Here is a 16,495-nt window from a genome sequence, read left to right on the forward strand (position 1 = left end):
GCAACAACCCTGCATGAAAATCATCAATTGCGTTACCTGCATCAAACTTTGACAAACTGCTCTGCGCTGCCCCTGTGGGATGGCTTGACGCTCTTTTCGATTTCACTAGAGTGTACAGGTGAATTGACCGGGTTCTAATCAATTCGCATTCATATCGACCAAATAACCTAACCTCTCGTTTCGATAATACTCTTGCGAAGGACGTAAATGCATGGAGACAGGTACTGTTAAATGGTTCAATAATGCCAAAGGCTTTGGATTTATCTGTCCCGAAGGTGGAGGCGAGGATATCTTTGCCCACTACTCGACGATTCAAATGGACGGTTATCGCACGCTGAAGGCAGGCCAGTCGGTCAGATTTGATGTTCATAAAGGGCCTAAAGGAAATCATGCCAGTTTGATCGTTCCGCTGGTCGTCGAGGCTGTCGCCTAGCGGTGGCCTGAAAAACATTCCTCATTATCCACAAAAGAAAATGCTGGTTTTAGGGGCTGTTGACAATTAACACAGCCAGACGAATGCAGCAGCGAGCGCAACGAATGATGCGAAGCGTTTTGAGAGTTTGTCGAAGCGTGTAGCTACGCGTCGAAATTGCTTGATACGGCAAAAGAAACGTTCGATCAAATTGCGTGAAGCGTAAAGATGTTTGTCCAGTGGGCGTTGCTCACGGCGATTCTCTTTGCTGGGGATGACAGCCTGAATGCCTACCGACTCCAGATATTGTAGAATCACATTCGTATCGTAGGCTTTGTCTGCAGCCAAGCTTGAAGGTTTCAATTCACCAAGTAAAGGCAATGCTTCTCTGGTGTCGCTCTTTTGACCACCAGTCAAACTAAAACGGGCAAGCATGCCCAGCCCATCAACCAGAGCGTGAATCTTGGTTGTCAATCCCCCGCGAGAACGACCAATCGACTGGTCACCGTTTTTTTGGGAGCGCCCGCTGCATGCTGATGAACCCGTACGATAGTGCTGTCGATGAAGATTTCCTCGAAATCGGCATCGCCCGCAAGTTCAGCAAAAACGGAATGCCATATTTCTGCCCGTGACCATCTGGCAAAGCGTTTGTACACACAGTTCCAGAGTCCGAAATCGGGTGGTAAATCTCTCCATGGGCTTCCAGTTCGGGCGATCCATAAAACCGCTTCGACAAAAAGCCGATTATCTGCTGCTGTTCGTCCCGGATCCGAATCCTTTCCCGGCAAAAACGGGCTAATCCGTTCGTATTGGTCATCACTGAGCATCAATCTTGGCATTCTGCTTTTCCAAAAAAGACAGAATGTAAACAGATTCTTTTACAAAAAAACAGGTTCTTGGCGATGATTGTCAACAGGCCCTAACTACCTACCCGAAACCGCTATGAGCACTGCAACCCGAACCAAACGTCGTTACACCATGGAATACGCCCCTCAGAACGGCGAGCCAACCCGCCGCCCGCCATCAACCTTAAAGGTCACTGGCTGGCTGAACTGGGATTTTTAACCGGCAAGGCGGTGACTGTGACCATGGAACAGGGAACAGGGAACAGGGAACAGGGAAGACTGGTGATTGAGACTGAGGTTAAGGCTTGAGGGATGAAGAGGCCGGAAGGATCATTAGATCGCTTCTGGCTTTTTCTATCAGGACAATCAATAAATAAATAAATTTCCTTTAGGCCATTCACCATCCCAGCCGCAGGGTATATGCCCTGATTCATAAACAATTATCAATGAATCAAAAAAAATGGCTTTTTGAGTTTATCTTTATATACATCTTCCATTAAATAGTTCACCAGATCCCACTTGACGTTATTTAGTATAACACCACTCGATATTAAATCCGATGAAATAGATGGAATAACCTCCCCATCTAATATTTTTTTTGCTTCTTTTACCAAAGGATTCCAATTGTGATATAAATCCGAATAATTTCTAGCCAATAAGCCTGTAATTTCATTACCAGCTTCTAATGTGGAATTTTCCCATTTGACGCTATCAATATGTTCAAGAAAATCATTATCATTTTTAACTTGCCTGACAGAAGATAACAATATTGGTTTCCCTACATGAGAAAACCATTGGATATTCATCAACCTATCGACTGCTAATCGCGATATATTCATGGCTTCACCTGATTTATTCTTCCTGGGATTCTCGGCACTTCCATACCACCTAACGCACCGTGTTCCACTCAATTCTGAATACTATATCTTACCGCCTGATTCACCTGATTAGGCTGCAAACCTGCGGATTCCAAAGATCGTTTCAGGGCTTGAGTATACTGAGTATTGGTTGGTGCTTCTCTATAGAATTCTCCACCTTTCCTATATTGATCCCAAAACTTCTCCATCGACCGGTGAGCTTCGTAATGCTGTGAACCCGGTTCGGTAAACGCATTCCCTTCTAATTTTATTGCCGCGCCTTGATCTCGCGGAATAACATCCCTAAACGCGGCATCCTGATTTAAGTGGTGAGACTGTCCGGGGCTTGGATCATTTTTCAGCTGCCCATGAGGCCCCATCGCTGGGCCTTTTTTCTCCAACCCAAAGGGGTCACACCACATGAATGGATTGGTTACATATCCCTGCGGCCTCAACCCTCCCAACAGCCCTATCGGGTCCGGCGAGAGATACTGCCCACTATCCGCATCATAGTAACGATGCCGGTTGTAGTAAAGCCCTGTCTCCGCGTCGTACAACTGCCCCTGATAGCGCAGTTCGCAGTATACCTCTTCGTTCGACGCATCACCCAGATAACGCCGCAACACGATGGGCCGGCGCTCCTCACGATGATTGCCCCACAGCGCCTGTTCACCCCGCCAGTGAACCTCTCCCTCCTCGCTGCACAGCTCGCGCGCCGTACCCGTCAAATCCGTGACGATATAGTGCAGCCGGGTAACATCGCCTTTTTCTTCCACCTGTGCCAGTGGCCGGAAACTCCCCGGTTCATACACCCACTGCACTGCTCGCGCCGCTGTGCCATCCGCCAGATACTGCTGCTGCCCTACCAGCTGGTCGCCGTCCCAGCGGTAGGCTACCCGCGCTACCGCCTGCGCTGAGGAGGTTTGTCCCTCGCGCACCTTGCTGACCCGGCGGCCAAACGCATCATAACGATAACGCCAACGCGCCCCCTCCGGCAAACTGACTCGCACCAAACGGTCCTGCACATCCCATTCGTAGTGCGTTTCCTTTGGCCGAAAACCGGGGCGCGTTTCGCGTTTTAGCACCAGCCGGCCACAGTCGTCATAGCGATAGTGCGTATAACCGCGCTCAATAACGCGACCGGCTGCATCATAACGCGCCAGTGACTGCACCACCGCATCTTTCTGCGTCAGCGCTTCGCCCATACCGGGCGCTATCTGAGCAATTTCGCACAGGTTCTGTTCGCTGTCGTAACCGAACAGCCGGGCCTGACGACGGCGCCCTTCCTCCCGCCGCTCGGCCGTCACCTGCCCGGTGCCGTTTAACCGGAAGGCCTGTTCCCCCCAGTGACTGTCACTGATGCCTGTCAGCCTGTCGAGCACATCATACTGGTAGTGCCGCTCCAGCACGTCGTTGACCCGACCATCCGCCCCTTCCAACGCCTGGCGTTGCAACAGCCCGGTCGGGCTCCACTCTTGGCGCAGTGCAAAGCCGCTGCCGTTGCTGCGCCGCTGCTCTTCACCGGATGCGGTATGACTGAACTGCAACGGCTGGTGTGTGCCAATGCCCAGCGCCGTCACGCGGCCTGATGCCCACGCCAGTTGTAATGGAGCCAGAATCCCTTCAACCCGTGCCCGCTGTCCGCTGGCATCATAGTCACTGGTGAGCACTTCGCCGTTAACCGTTTCGGCAATCACCTGCCCTGCCCGGTTATAGGCGTACTCCACTACCGCGTCCGGGTTGGCCGCTTTTATCAGGCGTCCCGCCAGATCGTAGTGCAGTTCGGTCACCGCTTCGGTGTCACCCGACGCGCGCCGCGTCACAATCTCGGTGATGCGCCCTGCGGCATCATAGGCGTACAACATGTGGCTGCCATCCGGGGCCAGACGCTGCGCTAACCGGCCTGCCACATCATAGTGATAGCGATAGACCCGCCCATCATAATGACGCTCTTCATTCAGGCGGCCACAGTGGTCAAAACCGTAAGTCCACTCCCGGCCCAAACTGTTGGTGACACCGGCAAACTCCGCCTGCGCATTGTAGTGATAGCGCACCGTGGCACCCAGCGGGTCAGTCGCTTCCAGCAGGTTATCGAACGCACCATAACGGAATTGATAGCGTTGCCCCAGCGCGTCGGTCACCGCCGTCAGGTAACCTTCAACATCATAACCAAAGCGTGTTTCACTGCCGTCTTCGTACACTACTTTGGCGGGCGTATCGCGCGTGCCTTCATATTCCCAGCGCCGGATTTGTACGCCGGTTTCATGAGCAATGTGGCGCTCGGTCAGGCGATCAACGTCATCATAAAGAAAAGTCGCGGTGGGCGTGTTATCACGCTCAATGCCGCTGAGCAACCCACGGCGGTTGTAGCGGTAGTGCTGGAGTACGCCATCCGGGCCGATCAATGCATCCAGTTGCCCGGTGGCGTTGTAGCGGTAGAACCACTCCCGCTGTTCCGGATCGTTGACTTCAACGATCTGCCCCAGCGCATTACGTTGATAACGCCATGTGTTACCCAGCGGATCGAAATAAGCCAGCAGTTGCCCTGCATCGTCATATTCGTAACGGTGAATCGCGCCATCCGGCAGTGTCACCGTGGTAGGTTGCCCCCATGCGTTACGCTCATAAACCGTACGCTGGCCCAACGGATCGGTTTCCGCTATCAGTTGATTATCGACCCATTCAAAATGGATTTCGCCACCATCGGGCATGCATTTGATCAGGATATTGTTGCGGGCATCGCGCACATAGCGCGTTACGCCGCCAAAGCCGCTGTGGTAATAGCTGGTGAGATTGGCGTCATCGTACTCAAAGTGACCGGCCCAGTAGCCGTCGGAAGTGCGATCGCGTATCGCGCGTCCGCGGTCGTCATAGTCATGTTCTACCCAGGTGGTCCCTAAATCAGACCAGCGCAACAGCCAGCCTTGCGGGCTGTATTGGTAGTCAAAGTTGCGGCCCTCGCTGGCCCGCACACTGAGCAAGTGCCCCTGTTCGTCATAGGTATAGCGTGCTAACGTTTTTATCGGCTGGCGCTGCGCCGAGCAGAGCGTCAGCTTGATGATGCGCTGCTGCTCGGTGAGCACATGAATGAATCGCCCGTCAGGCAGTGAGGTCCAGCGAAGCTCCGTGAATTCCCACTCGAAGTTCACGCGGTTGCCCGCAGGGTCTTCAATCGCCGTCAGGCAAAGTTGCGTACCGAGCGCATGCTCAAACCGGTAGCGCAATCCGCCTACGTGCCTGACGATCAGTTGGTTTTGTTCACGCGTGAGCCGCCATTCCGGGTTTGATGGCGCGCGATTCACCTCGCCTTCACCCGGCAGGACAAACACCGCGCGGTTAAATTCACCGTCGGTAAGCGTCGCCAGGCTGATATCCCAATTACTGCGCCACAGGTTACCTAGCAAACCAGGGTGACGTTCACCAGTTGAGCGGTAGAAACGCGCCAGTGAGATAGGCAATAGCCCCGCGAGTTGGAGGTCAGTGCGTCGTTCCACCACGGCCCCCGTCGCCATATTCACTGGGTCACCATTCTCTTCTGCGGTTTTGCTGTTACCGTCGGTTTCCTTGTCTTGCTGGTTGGCTTTGTCCTTGTCTTTAGGATCGGTGCTGCGCGTCTCTTTTTTACTTCTTGCCTTAATATCCTGAGCGCCGCTGTCTTGGCGTTTTTTCTGTCGCTTCTTCTTCCCTTTTGAGGTTTGCGGCGTTTCGGTTGTCTGCGCTTTATCACCCGGAGACTCTGGGCTGTGCTGAGTGGCGGGTTCACTGGCTTTGTTGTGCGCAGGTGCCGTTTCCGTGCGCGTCGAGGGAGTATCCGTTTTTGCCGTGTCAGGTTTACCGTGCTGTGAGGAGGTCTGCGCGTGAGTGGTTTTCGGCGATGCCTTGTGCGTGCCGCTCGCGGCAGTCGCGTGACGCCCCCCCCGGACCCGGCCAAACCCTACCGCCGCCATGGCTGCCGCAATCCCCACCGCGCTATTGGTTAACCCGGTGTCTTTTGTTCTCTTAACATCTTCATTGCTCTCTTCCTCGGTAAGGTAATCACCCGAAGCGCCTTTTTCTATTTCCAGCCCTGAAGCGCTGCACGTTCCTTTGGCGCGCGCACTCCCCACCGCCTGCGTCATGATATTGGGAATAAAGGCAACCAGTTCGCTATCAATTAACGTGACGGTAGCGTCGACTAAATCAAATAGCTTACCCAGATACTCCACCATTTTATGGAAAGTATCTTTCATCAACGTGATAATCCAATTATTACCCAGTGATGATTCATTAATCACTTTTTGCAACGCCACTTTCATCTTCGTCAAGATGACCTTGGCTTCATCCGCATAAGTTCTCATTTCTGATCGCATTTTTGCGATCCACTTGACAATATTTCCGTTACTTAATCCACGAATCAGTTTTATGGCTTCCTGAATTTTTTCAGGCGATCCGGTTTTTACTTTTCGCATCGCATCGGTAATGGCGCGCCCGCTGATTTTCATGGCATCGCCAAGCCCTGGAATAACGCCGATAGCGCAAAAAACACCGTCCATTTGATGCATTGGATCATCAAGCAATGCGGGTTTTTGATAGGTGCTGTAACACCATTCAGCAATACAGATCGCATCAATCGCCGACCCGACAACCGGGATACACCCCAGAATGATTTCTCCCATTAGCAATACAGCAGAGTCAATCTGCTGTGCTAAGGTTGCAACCTCTGCGGAGATACTGTTATGGATGCGACCAATCTCTTTGCGGAACGCAGGATCTCCACGACGTATTTTCCGGACCAGAACACAAAAACGCTCATAAGCAGGTTTATATTGGGGAGGAATGCTGTGCATGATACCCAGCCCCGCCGCAAGCTGGGAATGTTGGTCATAAACCACCAGATTCAGCTTTCGCATTTCTACATAAAGCGCAAAATATTCCCCGGCCAATGCTGCATTTTCTGGTGAGGATTGTATCACCGGGTTATTTTTTATTTTTTCCGTGGGAACAAATTTATCAGAGCCCTCACCCAATAATATCTCAAATGCTCCGCACCCCATGTTATAGATAAATACTTTTCCGTTCTCATCCGTTTTGCCTTCGATTTTAGTATTTTTGCTGTCGGTCAAAACGAATTGCGCATCCGGTACCGGATCGCCCGAGTCGTATTCGTAATTAATGAGGATTTCGCAGGCGCACGTCGCGCATCCCCCTGATATTCGGTTATTGGTGCCAAAGTTTTCGACCGCAGCTTCACCACTTTGCGCCAAGGCATTCTGTTTTTCCTGAGTCATAACATGACGTCCTTATTACGCGTCGTCCAGTTGATCAATCGCGACTTGATACAGGCGATCCATACGACTTTTAATGCCAATGTTTTCCGGCTGCGACAGGAGAGGTTGCGCCCAAGGCTGTTGGGGAAAATCTGGCGCCAGTTCGGTGGCCAGTGCCAGCCAACGCACAATGTCGCGATCGTTGTTGAACCCGTTTTGCTGCGCCTGCGCCATATGCCGGCGGGTAAAGTCCAGCAACGCGTCCTCCGGCGCATCCTTCCAACGCGTGTGATACGTGCGCAAATGCGCCGTATAGCGCGCCAGTTCCTGCCGCTGTGCGGGTTCCAGCAACGCGTGCCATTGCGCTGTGCTCAGTTGGCGCGGCAGGCTATTCGGCACAGAATGCGGTGCGCGCGCCGTCAGCGTCAGAATTTGAACGCGGCCTGATGGCGCAATATCGCAGTAGCTGGCGACCGGGCCATAGAGGGCATTGGCCTCTTGTGCCGTGCTGACAGCGAGCAATGCCTTCACCACCTGCCAGTCACCGATACGCAGAATGGCACTCTCGCCAGAAGGCGGCGAAATCAGGCTCCACTGACGAAAGTGCTTCACCAGCGCCATCAGTTGATCACGCGGCGCATAGGTCCGCATAAACCACGCCAGTTGCATTCCCATGCCCCAGCCGTCCTGTACCAACAGATGCTCTCGCACTTGTGTCCAGTTGGCGCTGTGCACCGGAATGCAGTAAGGCGAAATGCTCGCGTGCTCACGACTGGCCGCGCCCCAATACACCCGTGTTTGATCCAGGTTGCCTCCCCAGCGTTCAGACAGCCAGGGCACGGCATCGTTGAGTGCGGCCTCCGCAATCACAAAGCAGCCACCCTGAGCCAGACGTGCTTGCCAGGCGGCGTCATCTTCCTCAACTAAGGCTAAAAACGGGGGGGAAACACTCACAGCGCAACCTCCGAAATGTCGGGTAAGTCGCCCCGCATCCAACCGGGGCGATGATAATGAAGACGCACACAGTGAAGGTGTTCAGGCGCGGACTTAAAAATCCGCAAGCTGTCTGCCAGCGTGTGGTGTTCGGTGAGAGAGATAAAAGCCGGATGGTGGTAAAATTCGCTGCCCAATACCCAACGGTGTACGGACCAGGCCTCACACTCCGCTTCACCCGCTAAGGGGTAAACCTGTTTTGCCAGCACAATGCCACTGAGAAAGCGCTGTTTGACCACCTCGATATCAAGCGGAAACGCCGTGAGTGTGCTCGCATAAAGGAAGAGTTCATTGGCCAAACGGTGCAGGCGGTTGTCATGCGCGAGCAGCGCATACTGCTCTGGCGTCAGTTGAATCTGGTAGAACGTATCGGCGTGTACGGTTGCCGGTGTATCTTGCTGCGCCAGCAGGCGATAGCACCGCTTATCATCAATCACGGGGAGATAGAGTTGTGTCATCGGGCCAAGAAACGCCCGCTGTGCCAGCGCATCCAGCGTGTGCCACCAACCGAAGAGCACCGCGGGTGCATCGCTGCGAAAAATCGCTACTGTTCCCTCCGGCCACAGGCAGGAAATACGCTGCTGCCAAAGTTCTGCGGCCTGTTGCAGCGTCAATGGGCCACTGAACAGCGTCACCCCGCCGTGCCCCGCCGCAGCGGTTTCCTCCAGCCAGTGCACCAGCGTCTCTCCCGCTTTGCCCTCCTCTATCTGAACCACCAGAGGCGCCCAGCGCTGCCAAGCTTCGGCTCGCGGCGTAAACTGCAACTGCCGCCAAACTCCCGCCGCAGCGAGCTGAAATGCCTGCCAATATTCGGGCAGTTCCGGATAATCCAGCAGGGATATCACGGCGTACAAGGGTGCTGCACGCTGGCTGATGTCAAACAGGGTAAAGCCGTTTGTCATCGTTATTATGTTTTCTGAATTCGTCATGTTCTGTGGAATACATTCGTCGCTAACGCATGAATGTGAGGTGCCGGGAAGTGTCCTGCGCCGAAAAAACGCAGGACAAAACCTGATAACAAGGTGACAAAAAGGTTTAAATGGGTTGTGAGGTTACGGCGTGCGGCCTTTTTCCCACTGTGCGCGCATCTGCGCCGGAGAGCGCGGCGGGAAGGACACACCTTTATCCCGCAATTGCTGCTGCACCTTAAGCAGCCAGGGATATTCTGGTGATTGCTGCGCCATAATGGATACACTTTCGTACACGCGCCATGCCAGACTGCTTCCCGTCGCGGAATAGGTTTCGACCTGCGCGCCCTGCTCAATCAGCCAGTGCACCATCTGATATTTGTTCAAATACGCGGCGTAATGCACACTGGTGGTTTTCGCCTCATCAGCCAGCTCGATATCAGCACCGCGCGCTATCAGCAGTCGCACATTGTCCCAGCGATCTTCGCCGATAGCTGCAAACAGCGCGGGTTGTCCACGCCGGCCGATGGCATTCGGGTTACCACCTGCATCCAGCATGAGGCGCAGCCATTCGGGATCTTTCGCGCCCGCAAGAGTATTGACCGCGCTATCACCGGCGCCATCTTTGAAATTGGGATCGGCCCCCAGCGTCAGTGCCTGTTGCACTGCACGTTTATCCTGGGTTTGGTAGATGAGCCATTGCAGCGGCGTCACCCCCTCTTTGCCCTGAACATTGAGATCGGTGCCCTGACTCAGTGAATAACGAGCGCCTGCCGCGTCACCTTTTTGAACGCTGTGCAACACCGCCACTACTGTGGGGGAAAACAGTTCACTGGCATCCATACTGTGCCCTCCTGCCTGACAAGCCGTAAGCAGGCCGATCAGTATTGCTCCCAACCATGCTACCCGCGTGCGGCGGGTTAGCCCAACAGCAGGCCATAACCCACGGCGCACTAGCGCTTTGTATCTGACTAACCATTGCATTACATCCCCCCGAAGGTGCTGGTGATTTGTCCGATGTCTTCTTTTTTCTGATTTTCAATACCGGCAATCACCTGATCCATACCGTGACGGGCCAATGGCGACCCGCCGGAGTCTGGTAGAGATAACATCTCTCCGCTCGCTTTCGGCAACGCGCCGTCCAGTAACTTGGCTACCCCCATCACAGCGCCGATTGCAGCGCCGGCATTGCCGCCAACTAATGCTCCCGCTCCGGAAAGCAAGCCCGGCAACAATGGGGTAGCGTAGTTTTGCACCAGGGTGAGGATCTCACCATCCACCGCCTGCGTTTTAATCAGCGTAGCGGTATCGACCAGCGATGATCCTCCAGCACGCGCCACCGTGTTTTCATGCAATCCCGCTGCATTGAAGGTAAATCCCGGCAGTTTGGTGACGCTGACGGCAGCGGAAGCCAGTCCGCCGCCGAGCGAATGACCAACAATGACCGGTGCTGGAGAGAGAACATCCTTTACCTTGGTTGCCAGGTACATCGCCTGGTTGTATTGGTCGGATTTCATCCCCATCCCCTGGCTGGCATTCGTCACCCAATCTTGCACACCAGTCACCGCATTGTTGGTGCCCCGGTAAGTCAGCATGGTTTCTCCATTCACCGCTGATTTAAGCAGTGCCGCACCAAAGCCGGTTTTGCTATCGGTAAAGTCGCTCGCCGCCAAGCCGGGCAGCTTGCTGGTATCCAACAGTTCCAGCCCGACGGGTGCTTTCGGTAGTTGATCCATTACACCGCGCCGAAATTCATCCACCGAGTAAACATACTGTGCAGCTTCCGCTCGCAGAATATTGTCGTTGTTGAACGCCAGACGTTTCGCGGCATCCACCAGTCCCGGCAAGGATGTCGCCTCGGTTGCCAGTTTGGCGCGCGCCAGATAGCGATCTTTGCGTTGCGCCAACGTCAACAGCTCATCCATCATCGGCAACTCCGCCGATGGTGCCCACTCCATCAACGTAGGCAATAGCATCGGCGTCAAAGCCAGCAGTGGGGCACAATTTTTTGCGGACTGTTCCGCGCACGCCTTGACCGGAGACTGATAAGGCGTACTACCAATAATCACATCGCCACTGCCTGCGGCAACGGCGCCACCGCAGCCGATAGCGTCACCAACCCGCGCCGATAAAGCGTTTCAGGGACTGGCCGATGCGCTGGATAACATTGCGACCAATGGTTTGGTGATGGTCCTGACCGATTTGCTCGAAATCATCCTGACCAACAGTACGGTGACGATGGCGGTCAACGCGCTGAAACTGGTCCTGCGCCACATTCAGGTGTTGATCCCGTCCAATGCTTTGCCGGTGAATATTGTTCACCACCGTGTCGCGATCCTTCTGCGCATGCAGATAGATCTGCTCACGCGTGGCTTCATCTTCAAAACGCAATTCGTTAAAACCGCTGCCCTTGTGCGTGTCGGTGCGCAACGTGGTACGCGTCTTGTGTTCCGGTAACAAATACGGCGTCGGGTTGGTGGCATGATAGGTTCTGCCCGTCACAATCGGCTGATCCGGGTCGCCCTCGAGGAAACTGACGATCACTTCATGCCCAATGCGCGGAATAGCAATCAAACCATACTGACCGCCCGCCCAGCCCTGACTGACACGCACCCAGCAGGAGCTTTGATCATCACTGGCGCCGTAACGATCCCAGGGGAATTGCAGTTTGACGCGGCCAAAATTATCGCAGTAGATCTCCTCGCCAGCCGGACCGACTACTGTCGCAATCTGTGGGCCGTCCACCATCGGCTTAAACGGCAGGTTTGAACGCCAGGTCGTACTGGCTTTCGCCACAGAGAATACGTTGTTTAGCGTCGTGGGCTCGCCCCCGCCCTCCTCTTCCAAAGCCTGAGGCTGCTGACCAACATGCGTCACTGACACCGTTTGCCACACAATGTTGAGCGCCTGTTGTGGATGCTCCGTCAGCGTAAACGTGTTGCCGGGCATCAATGCCGCACAGTTGGATTCTCCGGTGGCAGTAACGGCGTCGGCACGCAGCGCATCCAGCCGGAAAGCGCTAAATGCCTTTCCGCTCGGGTCTTGTTTAAAACGGCCAGGATAATCATAGTGCTGATAGGTTTCGCGCTGATGCGCCAAATCCCGGCTCAGATTGTTGTGCATCAATCCATAGGCAGGGGTTTTAAAGCTGTAGTCTTTCAGCGCAACTTCCGCCGTACTGACGCGTTCCGCATAGTGAAAACGCCTGACGTAAGCGCCTTCTGACAATCCCTGTGCCGCCAGATTGAAAAACAGCCCAGGGCCTTTCGCCAACGCCCCTGCATCATCGGCGAACACCACCCGATGTTTGCCTGCTTCATACTCATGGAAGAAATACATTCCCTCTTCCGCTGCCAGACGGCTGATAAATGCCAGATCGCTTTCACGATACTGTACGCAATATTCGCGCTCAGCATGTTCATGGCGCAGCGCAAAAGCGAAATCACTAATACCCGTTTCCTGCAACAAGGTGCTGATAATGGCATCCGGCTTCTGCGATTGGAAAATGCGCGCATTGGTGCGCAGGCCCGCGCGCCACAAGGCCGGACGCACCTCTGCCTGATAGAGGGTGCGACGAAAACCGGTATCGCCTTGGGTAAAGGCACTGACGATACCGCTGACGCGACGCTGAAGTTCACCGTCGAACCATACCAACAGCTCGCAGGGTTGGTCCAACACGGCGCTGAAATCAATGTCTGGCTGAGCGCTGGCCAGACTCAGTGACAAGCTAAAGGGACGATTCAATCCCTCATCAAGCCTGAAATCCACCACCGCAAACGTGCTTGCTGGCAGCGTGCCGAGTGTCACGGTGAACTGTAATCCTGTGCTATTTGCCACCTGTTATCTCCTTATTGTTTCGCCCTGCCATGGCTACCGCACGCCCCGATGGCTGACCGGTTCGTCGTTGCTTCTGTCATGACGCTGTGCGTTGGGTTAACCCAGTGCACAGCGCCCGTGCTTGTGGTGGTGCTGATGAATCAAAACGGTTGCAGTCACAAACGCAGAAAACCCGGCACAGGGCCGGGTTATGCCTCTGCGCTTAGGCTTCGACCGGCGCACGCCAGTCATCAGAACCCGAAGTTCCGGCAACGGTGTGCTCCCAGTCGATTTTGCGGTAGGCCAGAGACACTTCGATAAGCTGGGTGTAGTCCAGCTTTGCCGGGTCCTGGCAATGCGGCATCTGGCAGTTGATGTCTACGATGGTGGCGTCGGTCAGCACGGTAGAGAAGAAGTGCTCTTGCTTGCCTTCCACGGAAGTGAGGTACCACTTCAGGGTCACGGTCGGCAGCATTTCACCGGAGGCCAGCGAGTTGTACATCAACGGGACCGCTTTGTTCAGCGCGACGGTAAATTTGAACGGCTTGTGGACGCGTTGGCCGGAAGGCTGGCCTGATTGCGGATCAGTCGGTACGGTGACTACGTGTTTGAATTCCTGAACCAGCATTTCATCCTCGTGGCCCTGCACGTAGATGTTGCCGACGGAATCAGAGGTGAAGGCACCTGCGGTGATATTGCCCTGCGTTTTTCCTTCGATGCTGATATAGCATGGAGTTGGCATGGTATTGCTCCTTGTTATTGAACGGGTTTAGTCATTGCACCGTTCGCATAGCAACTCGCATGCCAGTTTTTATCTTATTGTTTTTAAATGATAATTACCTGAACCCCCTTTCCCGTACGCCAAACCTGAGCAAGAAATTGCGTAGACCTCGCGAAAAAACGGCATTCATTGCGTAAAAAGTGATTTACACCAGAAAGTGAGCAAGAAGTTGCGCAGAATGTGCAGTTATGCTGATACAGAGGCCAAAAAAAATGCCATGTACCGCTTAACGCCCTTTATCCCTTCCTCTTATTCGTTAGTCCGCCGATTCTGCGGTCTGGCTATCTCAGCTCTCTTCAACCGCCATATTGGTGACTTTCAGTCGCGCCACTTCATCACCTGGCGTTGCGCCAAAGTAGCGTTTAAATTCCCGACTGAATTGCGACACGCTTTCATACCCAACGCGCACCGCCGCCGCTCCTGCCCTCACGCCGTCATTGAGCATCATCAGGCGCGCTTTGTGCAGCCGGTAAGACTTCAGGTATTGCAGCGGTGAGGTATTGGTTACCGCCTTGAAATTATGATGAAACGCGGACACGCTCATATTTACTTCTGCCGCCAGTTGCTCCACATTAAGGCTATCCGCATAGTGATTTTCAATACGGCGCAGCGCCTTAGCGATCTGGCTGAAATGGGTATGGCGGTTAACCAGCGCCTGCAACGCCGCGCCCCCCTCCCCGCACAGGATATGATAGGTAATCTCTTTGACGATCATCGGCCCCAGCACTCGGGCATCACGGGGGGTTTTCATCGCATCGAAGAGGCGTTCAACGGCGCACAGCATCTCTTCGGTGAACGGCACACTGTTCACACCGCAAGAGCCTGAGCACGGGCGAATAACGCTATCATCATCGCCGATATCCAGCAGCAATGCCTGAAGTACCTGCGGATCGATCCGGATAGAGATGCCCACCAACGGGTGTTCAGCACTGGCAACCGTCTCACATTCAAACGGTAACGGCACTGTCATCAACAAATAGTTTTCTGCGTCATACTGAAAAACGGTATCCCCCACATAGCCAATCTTTTTGCCCTGAAACAGGATAACTATCGTCGGATCATACATCACCGGTACACGTGGATGGGGCTGGTCCGCATAAAGGATTTTTACCTGTGCTATCGGCGAAGGTGTAACCCAGTGCTGAGTGGTGTAGCTAAGCGCCTGCGTGATTATCTTGGTAAACACCGGATTGTTTTGGGCACGCGTCATCGGTAAGGCCTCATACGGGGTGGCACCGTCTCTATAATAGGAAAACAACATGACAAAAATGCCATATTTTATCACCCAATTCTCCGAGTGATTGTAGAAATAGGCAATAACCCAACAGAAATGTGCATTGAATGCCCACGGCCAGGTGCCGATAATAGCCCACATCATTCATACTGAACGATCGGTATCCATCTCCCACAAGCGTTACCCGGGATTCCTTATCAAGGCGTTGAACTGGATAATTACCTATGCAAAATTTCACACTTCATACCCCGACCAAAATTCTGTTTGGTGAAGGCAAAATTGCCGAAATAGGCAAAGAAATTCCTGCTGATGCGCGCATCCTAATCACTTACGGTGGCGGTAGCATCAAGCGTAACGGCGTACTGGATCAGGTTTATCAGGCGCTGGAAGGCCGTGATGTGCGTGAATTCGGCGGTATCGAACCGAACCCGTCTTATGAAACGCTGATGAAAGCCGTTGAGGTGGTACGTGCCGAAGACATCGACTTTCTGCTCGCAGTGGGCGGTGGCTCCGTCGCCGATGGCACCAAATTTATCGCTGCCGCTGCACACTATGAAGCCGCGCAAGATCCCTGGCATATTTTGGAAACCACCGGCGCACAGGTGACCAATGCCGTGAAAATGGCTTGCGTGCTGACTCTGCCAGCAACCGGTTCTGAATCTAACAATGGTGCTGTTATCAGTCGTAAAACCACGGGTGATAAGCTGCCCTTCTTCTCCCCCTACACCTTCCCCCTGTTTGCCGTGCTCGATCCGGTCGTTACCTACAGTTTGCCGCCGCGCCAGGTTGCCAACGGCGTTGTCGATGCGTTTGTGCATACCGTTGAGCAGTACCTGACCTATCCGGTAGATGCCAAAGTGCAGGATCGTTTTTCTGAAGGTTTGCTGTTAACGCTGATTGAAGAAGGCCCACGTGCGCTGACCGAACCGGAAAATTACAAAGTCCGGGCCAACGTGATGTGGAGTGCCACCATGGCGCTAAACGGGCTGATTGGTGCTGGCGTGCCGCAGGATTGGGCTACCCATATGATGGGCCATGAATTGACCGCATTGCACGGGCTTGACCATGCGCAAACGCTGGCGATCGTGTTACCTAGCCTGCTGCAAGCGAAAAAAGCGCAAAAGCGTGCCAAACTGCTGCACGTGTGGGATTTGCGTGAAGGTAGCGAAGAGCAGCGCATTGATGGTGCTATCGCGGCCACGCGTGCATTCTTCGAGAAAATGGGCGTGCCAACCCACATGGCGGATTATCAATTGGATGGCAGCACCATTCCGACGCTGGTTGCCAAACTGAAAGAGCACGGCATGACGGCGCTCGGGGAACACGCGGATATTACGCCGGAAGTGAGTCAGAAGATCTACGAAGCGGCACGTTAAGCGCCGCCCCTCATTGCTGTGTCTGCG

General features: G+C 54.0%; 13 protein-coding genes and 1 pseudogene. 4 read left to right on the top strand and 10 right to left on the bottom strand.

The annotated features are described in order from the left end of the window. Positions 1 to 211: 211 nt before the first annotated feature. Positions 212 to 433 (top strand): cold shock-like protein CspD, encoded by a 222-nt coding sequence (gene cspD, locus K6K13_RS12420; protein ID WP_222157317.1) that lies wholly within the window; start codon positions 212 to 214, stop codon positions 431 to 433. Between the two features lie 66 nt (positions 434 to 499). Here cspD and K6K13_RS12425 read toward each other — a convergent pair. Next, positions 500 to 1,251 (bottom strand): IS5 family transposase gene (locus tag K6K13_RS12425; RefSeq protein ID WP_252120271.1). Its coding sequence is split into 2 segments (ribosomal slippage): positions 500 to 918 and positions 918 to 1,251, totalling 753 coding nucleotides; the frame shifts between segments, so codons are not numbered across the junction. A gap of 103 nt (positions 1,252 to 1,354) precedes the next feature. On the opposite strand from K6K13_RS12425, the gene K6K13_RS23755 reads away from it, so the two are divergent. Both K6K13_RS23755 and K6K13_RS23760 read left to right on the top strand, forming a co-directional pair. Continuing rightward, complete coding sequence (locus tag K6K13_RS23755; RefSeq protein ID WP_286206767.1) at positions 1,355 to 1,477, top strand: hypothetical protein; 123 nt, start codon at positions 1,355 to 1,357, stop codon at positions 1,475 to 1,477. After that, positions 1,435 to 1,566, top strand: a complete 132-nt coding sequence (locus tag K6K13_RS23760; RefSeq protein WP_252120517.1) for a SymE family type I addiction module toxin — start codon at positions 1,435 to 1,437, stop codon at positions 1,564 to 1,566. Before K6K13_RS23755 ends, K6K13_RS23760 begins: the two co-directional genes overlap by 43 nt. Positions 1,567 to 1,700: 134 nt before the next feature. Here K6K13_RS23760 and K6K13_RS12435 read toward each other — a convergent pair whose 3' ends face one another. The 9 genes and pseudogenes from K6K13_RS12435 to K6K13_RS12475 form a co-directional block, all read right to left on the bottom strand. Continuing rightward, positions 1,701 to 2,096 carry a hypothetical protein gene (locus K6K13_RS12435; RefSeq protein ID WP_252120272.1) on the bottom strand — a complete coding sequence of 132 codons (396 nt, stop codon included), beginning with the start codon at positions 2,094 to 2,096 and terminating at the stop codon, positions 1,701 to 1,703. A gap of 68 nt (positions 2,097 to 2,164) precedes the next feature. Next, complete coding sequence (locus tag K6K13_RS23270) at positions 2,165 to 7,381, bottom strand: RHS repeat-associated core domain-containing protein (RefSeq protein ID WP_252120273.1); 5,217 nt, start codon at positions 7,379 to 7,381, stop codon at positions 2,165 to 2,167. 15 nt (positions 7,382 to 7,396) lie between these two features. Next, positions 7,397 to 8,314: a DUF4123 domain-containing protein gene (locus K6K13_RS12445; RefSeq protein WP_222157318.1), complete on the bottom strand. Its 918-nt coding sequence runs from the start codon at positions 8,312 to 8,314 to the stop codon at positions 7,397 to 7,399. Continuing rightward, positions 8,311 to 9,255, bottom strand: coding sequence for a DUF4123 domain-containing protein (locus K6K13_RS12450; protein WP_222157319.1), 945 nt, complete (start codon positions 9,253 to 9,255; stop codon positions 8,311 to 8,313). The genes K6K13_RS12445 and K6K13_RS12450 overlap by 4 nt, the downstream gene beginning before the upstream one ends. A gap of 150 nt (positions 9,256 to 9,405) precedes the next feature. Beyond that, positions 9,406 to 10,104, bottom strand: coding sequence for an ankyrin repeat domain-containing protein (locus tag K6K13_RS12455; RefSeq protein ID WP_222161072.1), 699 nt, complete (start codon positions 10,102 to 10,104; stop codon positions 9,406 to 9,408). 140 nt (positions 10,105 to 10,244) lie between these two features. Then, positions 10,245 to 11,393 (bottom strand): annotated as a pseudogene (locus K6K13_RS12460) (Tle-like phospholipase domain-containing protein); the annotation flags it as partial. Then, positions 11,374 to 13,098, bottom strand: a complete 1,725-nt coding sequence (locus K6K13_RS12465) for a type VI secretion system Vgr family protein (protein WP_222157320.1) — start codon at positions 13,096 to 13,098, stop codon at positions 11,374 to 11,376. The pseudogene K6K13_RS12460 and the gene K6K13_RS12465, both read right to left, overlap by 20 nt. A 202-nt stretch (positions 13,099 to 13,300) precedes the next feature. Then, complete coding sequence (locus K6K13_RS12470; RefSeq protein ID WP_222157321.1) at positions 13,301 to 13,819, bottom strand: Hcp family type VI secretion system effector; 519 nt, start codon at positions 13,817 to 13,819, stop codon at positions 13,301 to 13,303. A 325-nt stretch (positions 13,820 to 14,144) separates the two neighbouring features. Beyond that, positions 14,145 to 15,236 (bottom strand): AraC family transcriptional regulator, encoded by a 1,092-nt coding sequence (locus K6K13_RS12475; RefSeq protein ID WP_434064574.1) that lies wholly within the window; start codon positions 15,234 to 15,236, stop codon positions 14,145 to 14,147. 80 nt (positions 15,237 to 15,316) lie between these two features. Between K6K13_RS12475 and yqhD the strand changes: the two genes are divergently transcribed. Continuing rightward, positions 15,317 to 16,468, top strand: a complete 1,152-nt coding sequence (gene yqhD, locus K6K13_RS12480) for an alcohol dehydrogenase (protein WP_222157322.1) — start codon at positions 15,317 to 15,319, stop codon at positions 16,466 to 16,468. The last annotated feature ends 27 nt before the right edge of the window (positions 16,469 to 16,495 follow it).

It is taken from the genome of Symbiopectobacterium purcellii (genome assembly GCF_019797845.1).
GTDB lineage: Bacteria > Pseudomonadota > Gammaproteobacteria > Enterobacterales > Enterobacteriaceae > Symbiopectobacterium > Symbiopectobacterium purcellii.

What these genes read in the sequence shown, in the direction of transcription:
- cspD (WP_222157317.1), top strand. Translation starts at nt 212, where the DNA reads ATGGAGACAGGTACTGTTAAATGGTTCAATAATGCCAAAGGCTTTGGA.
- K6K13_RS23755 (WP_286206767.1), top strand. Translation starts at nt 1,355, where the DNA reads ATGAGCACTGCAACCCGAACCAAACGTCGTTACACCATGGAATACGCC.
- K6K13_RS12435 (WP_252120272.1), bottom strand. Translation starts at nt 2,096, where the DNA reads ATGAATATATCGCGATTAGCAGTCGATAGGTTGATGAATATCCAATGG.
- K6K13_RS23270 (WP_252120273.1), bottom strand. Translation starts at nt 7,381, where the DNA reads ATGACTCAGGAAAAACAGAATGCCTTGGCGCAAAGTGGTGAAGCTGCG.
- K6K13_RS12450 (WP_222157319.1), bottom strand. Translation starts at nt 9,255, where the DNA reads ATGACAAACGGCTTTACCCTGTTTGACATCAGCCAGCGTGCAGCACCC.
- K6K13_RS12455 (WP_222161072.1), bottom strand. Translation starts at nt 10,104, where the DNA reads ATGGATGCCAGTGAACTGTTTTCCCCCACAGTAGTGGCGGTGTTGCAC.
- K6K13_RS12470 (WP_222157321.1), bottom strand. Translation starts at nt 13,819, where the DNA reads ATGCCAACTCCATGCTATATCAGCATCGAAGGAAAAACGCAGGGCAAT.
- K6K13_RS12475 (WP_434064574.1), bottom strand. Translation starts at nt 15,236, where the DNA reads ATGATGTGGGCTATTATCGGCACCTGGCCGTGGGCATTCAATGCACAT.
- yqhD (WP_222157322.1), top strand. Translation starts at nt 15,317, where the DNA reads ATGCAAAATTTCACACTTCATACCCCGACCAAAATTCTGTTTGGTGAA.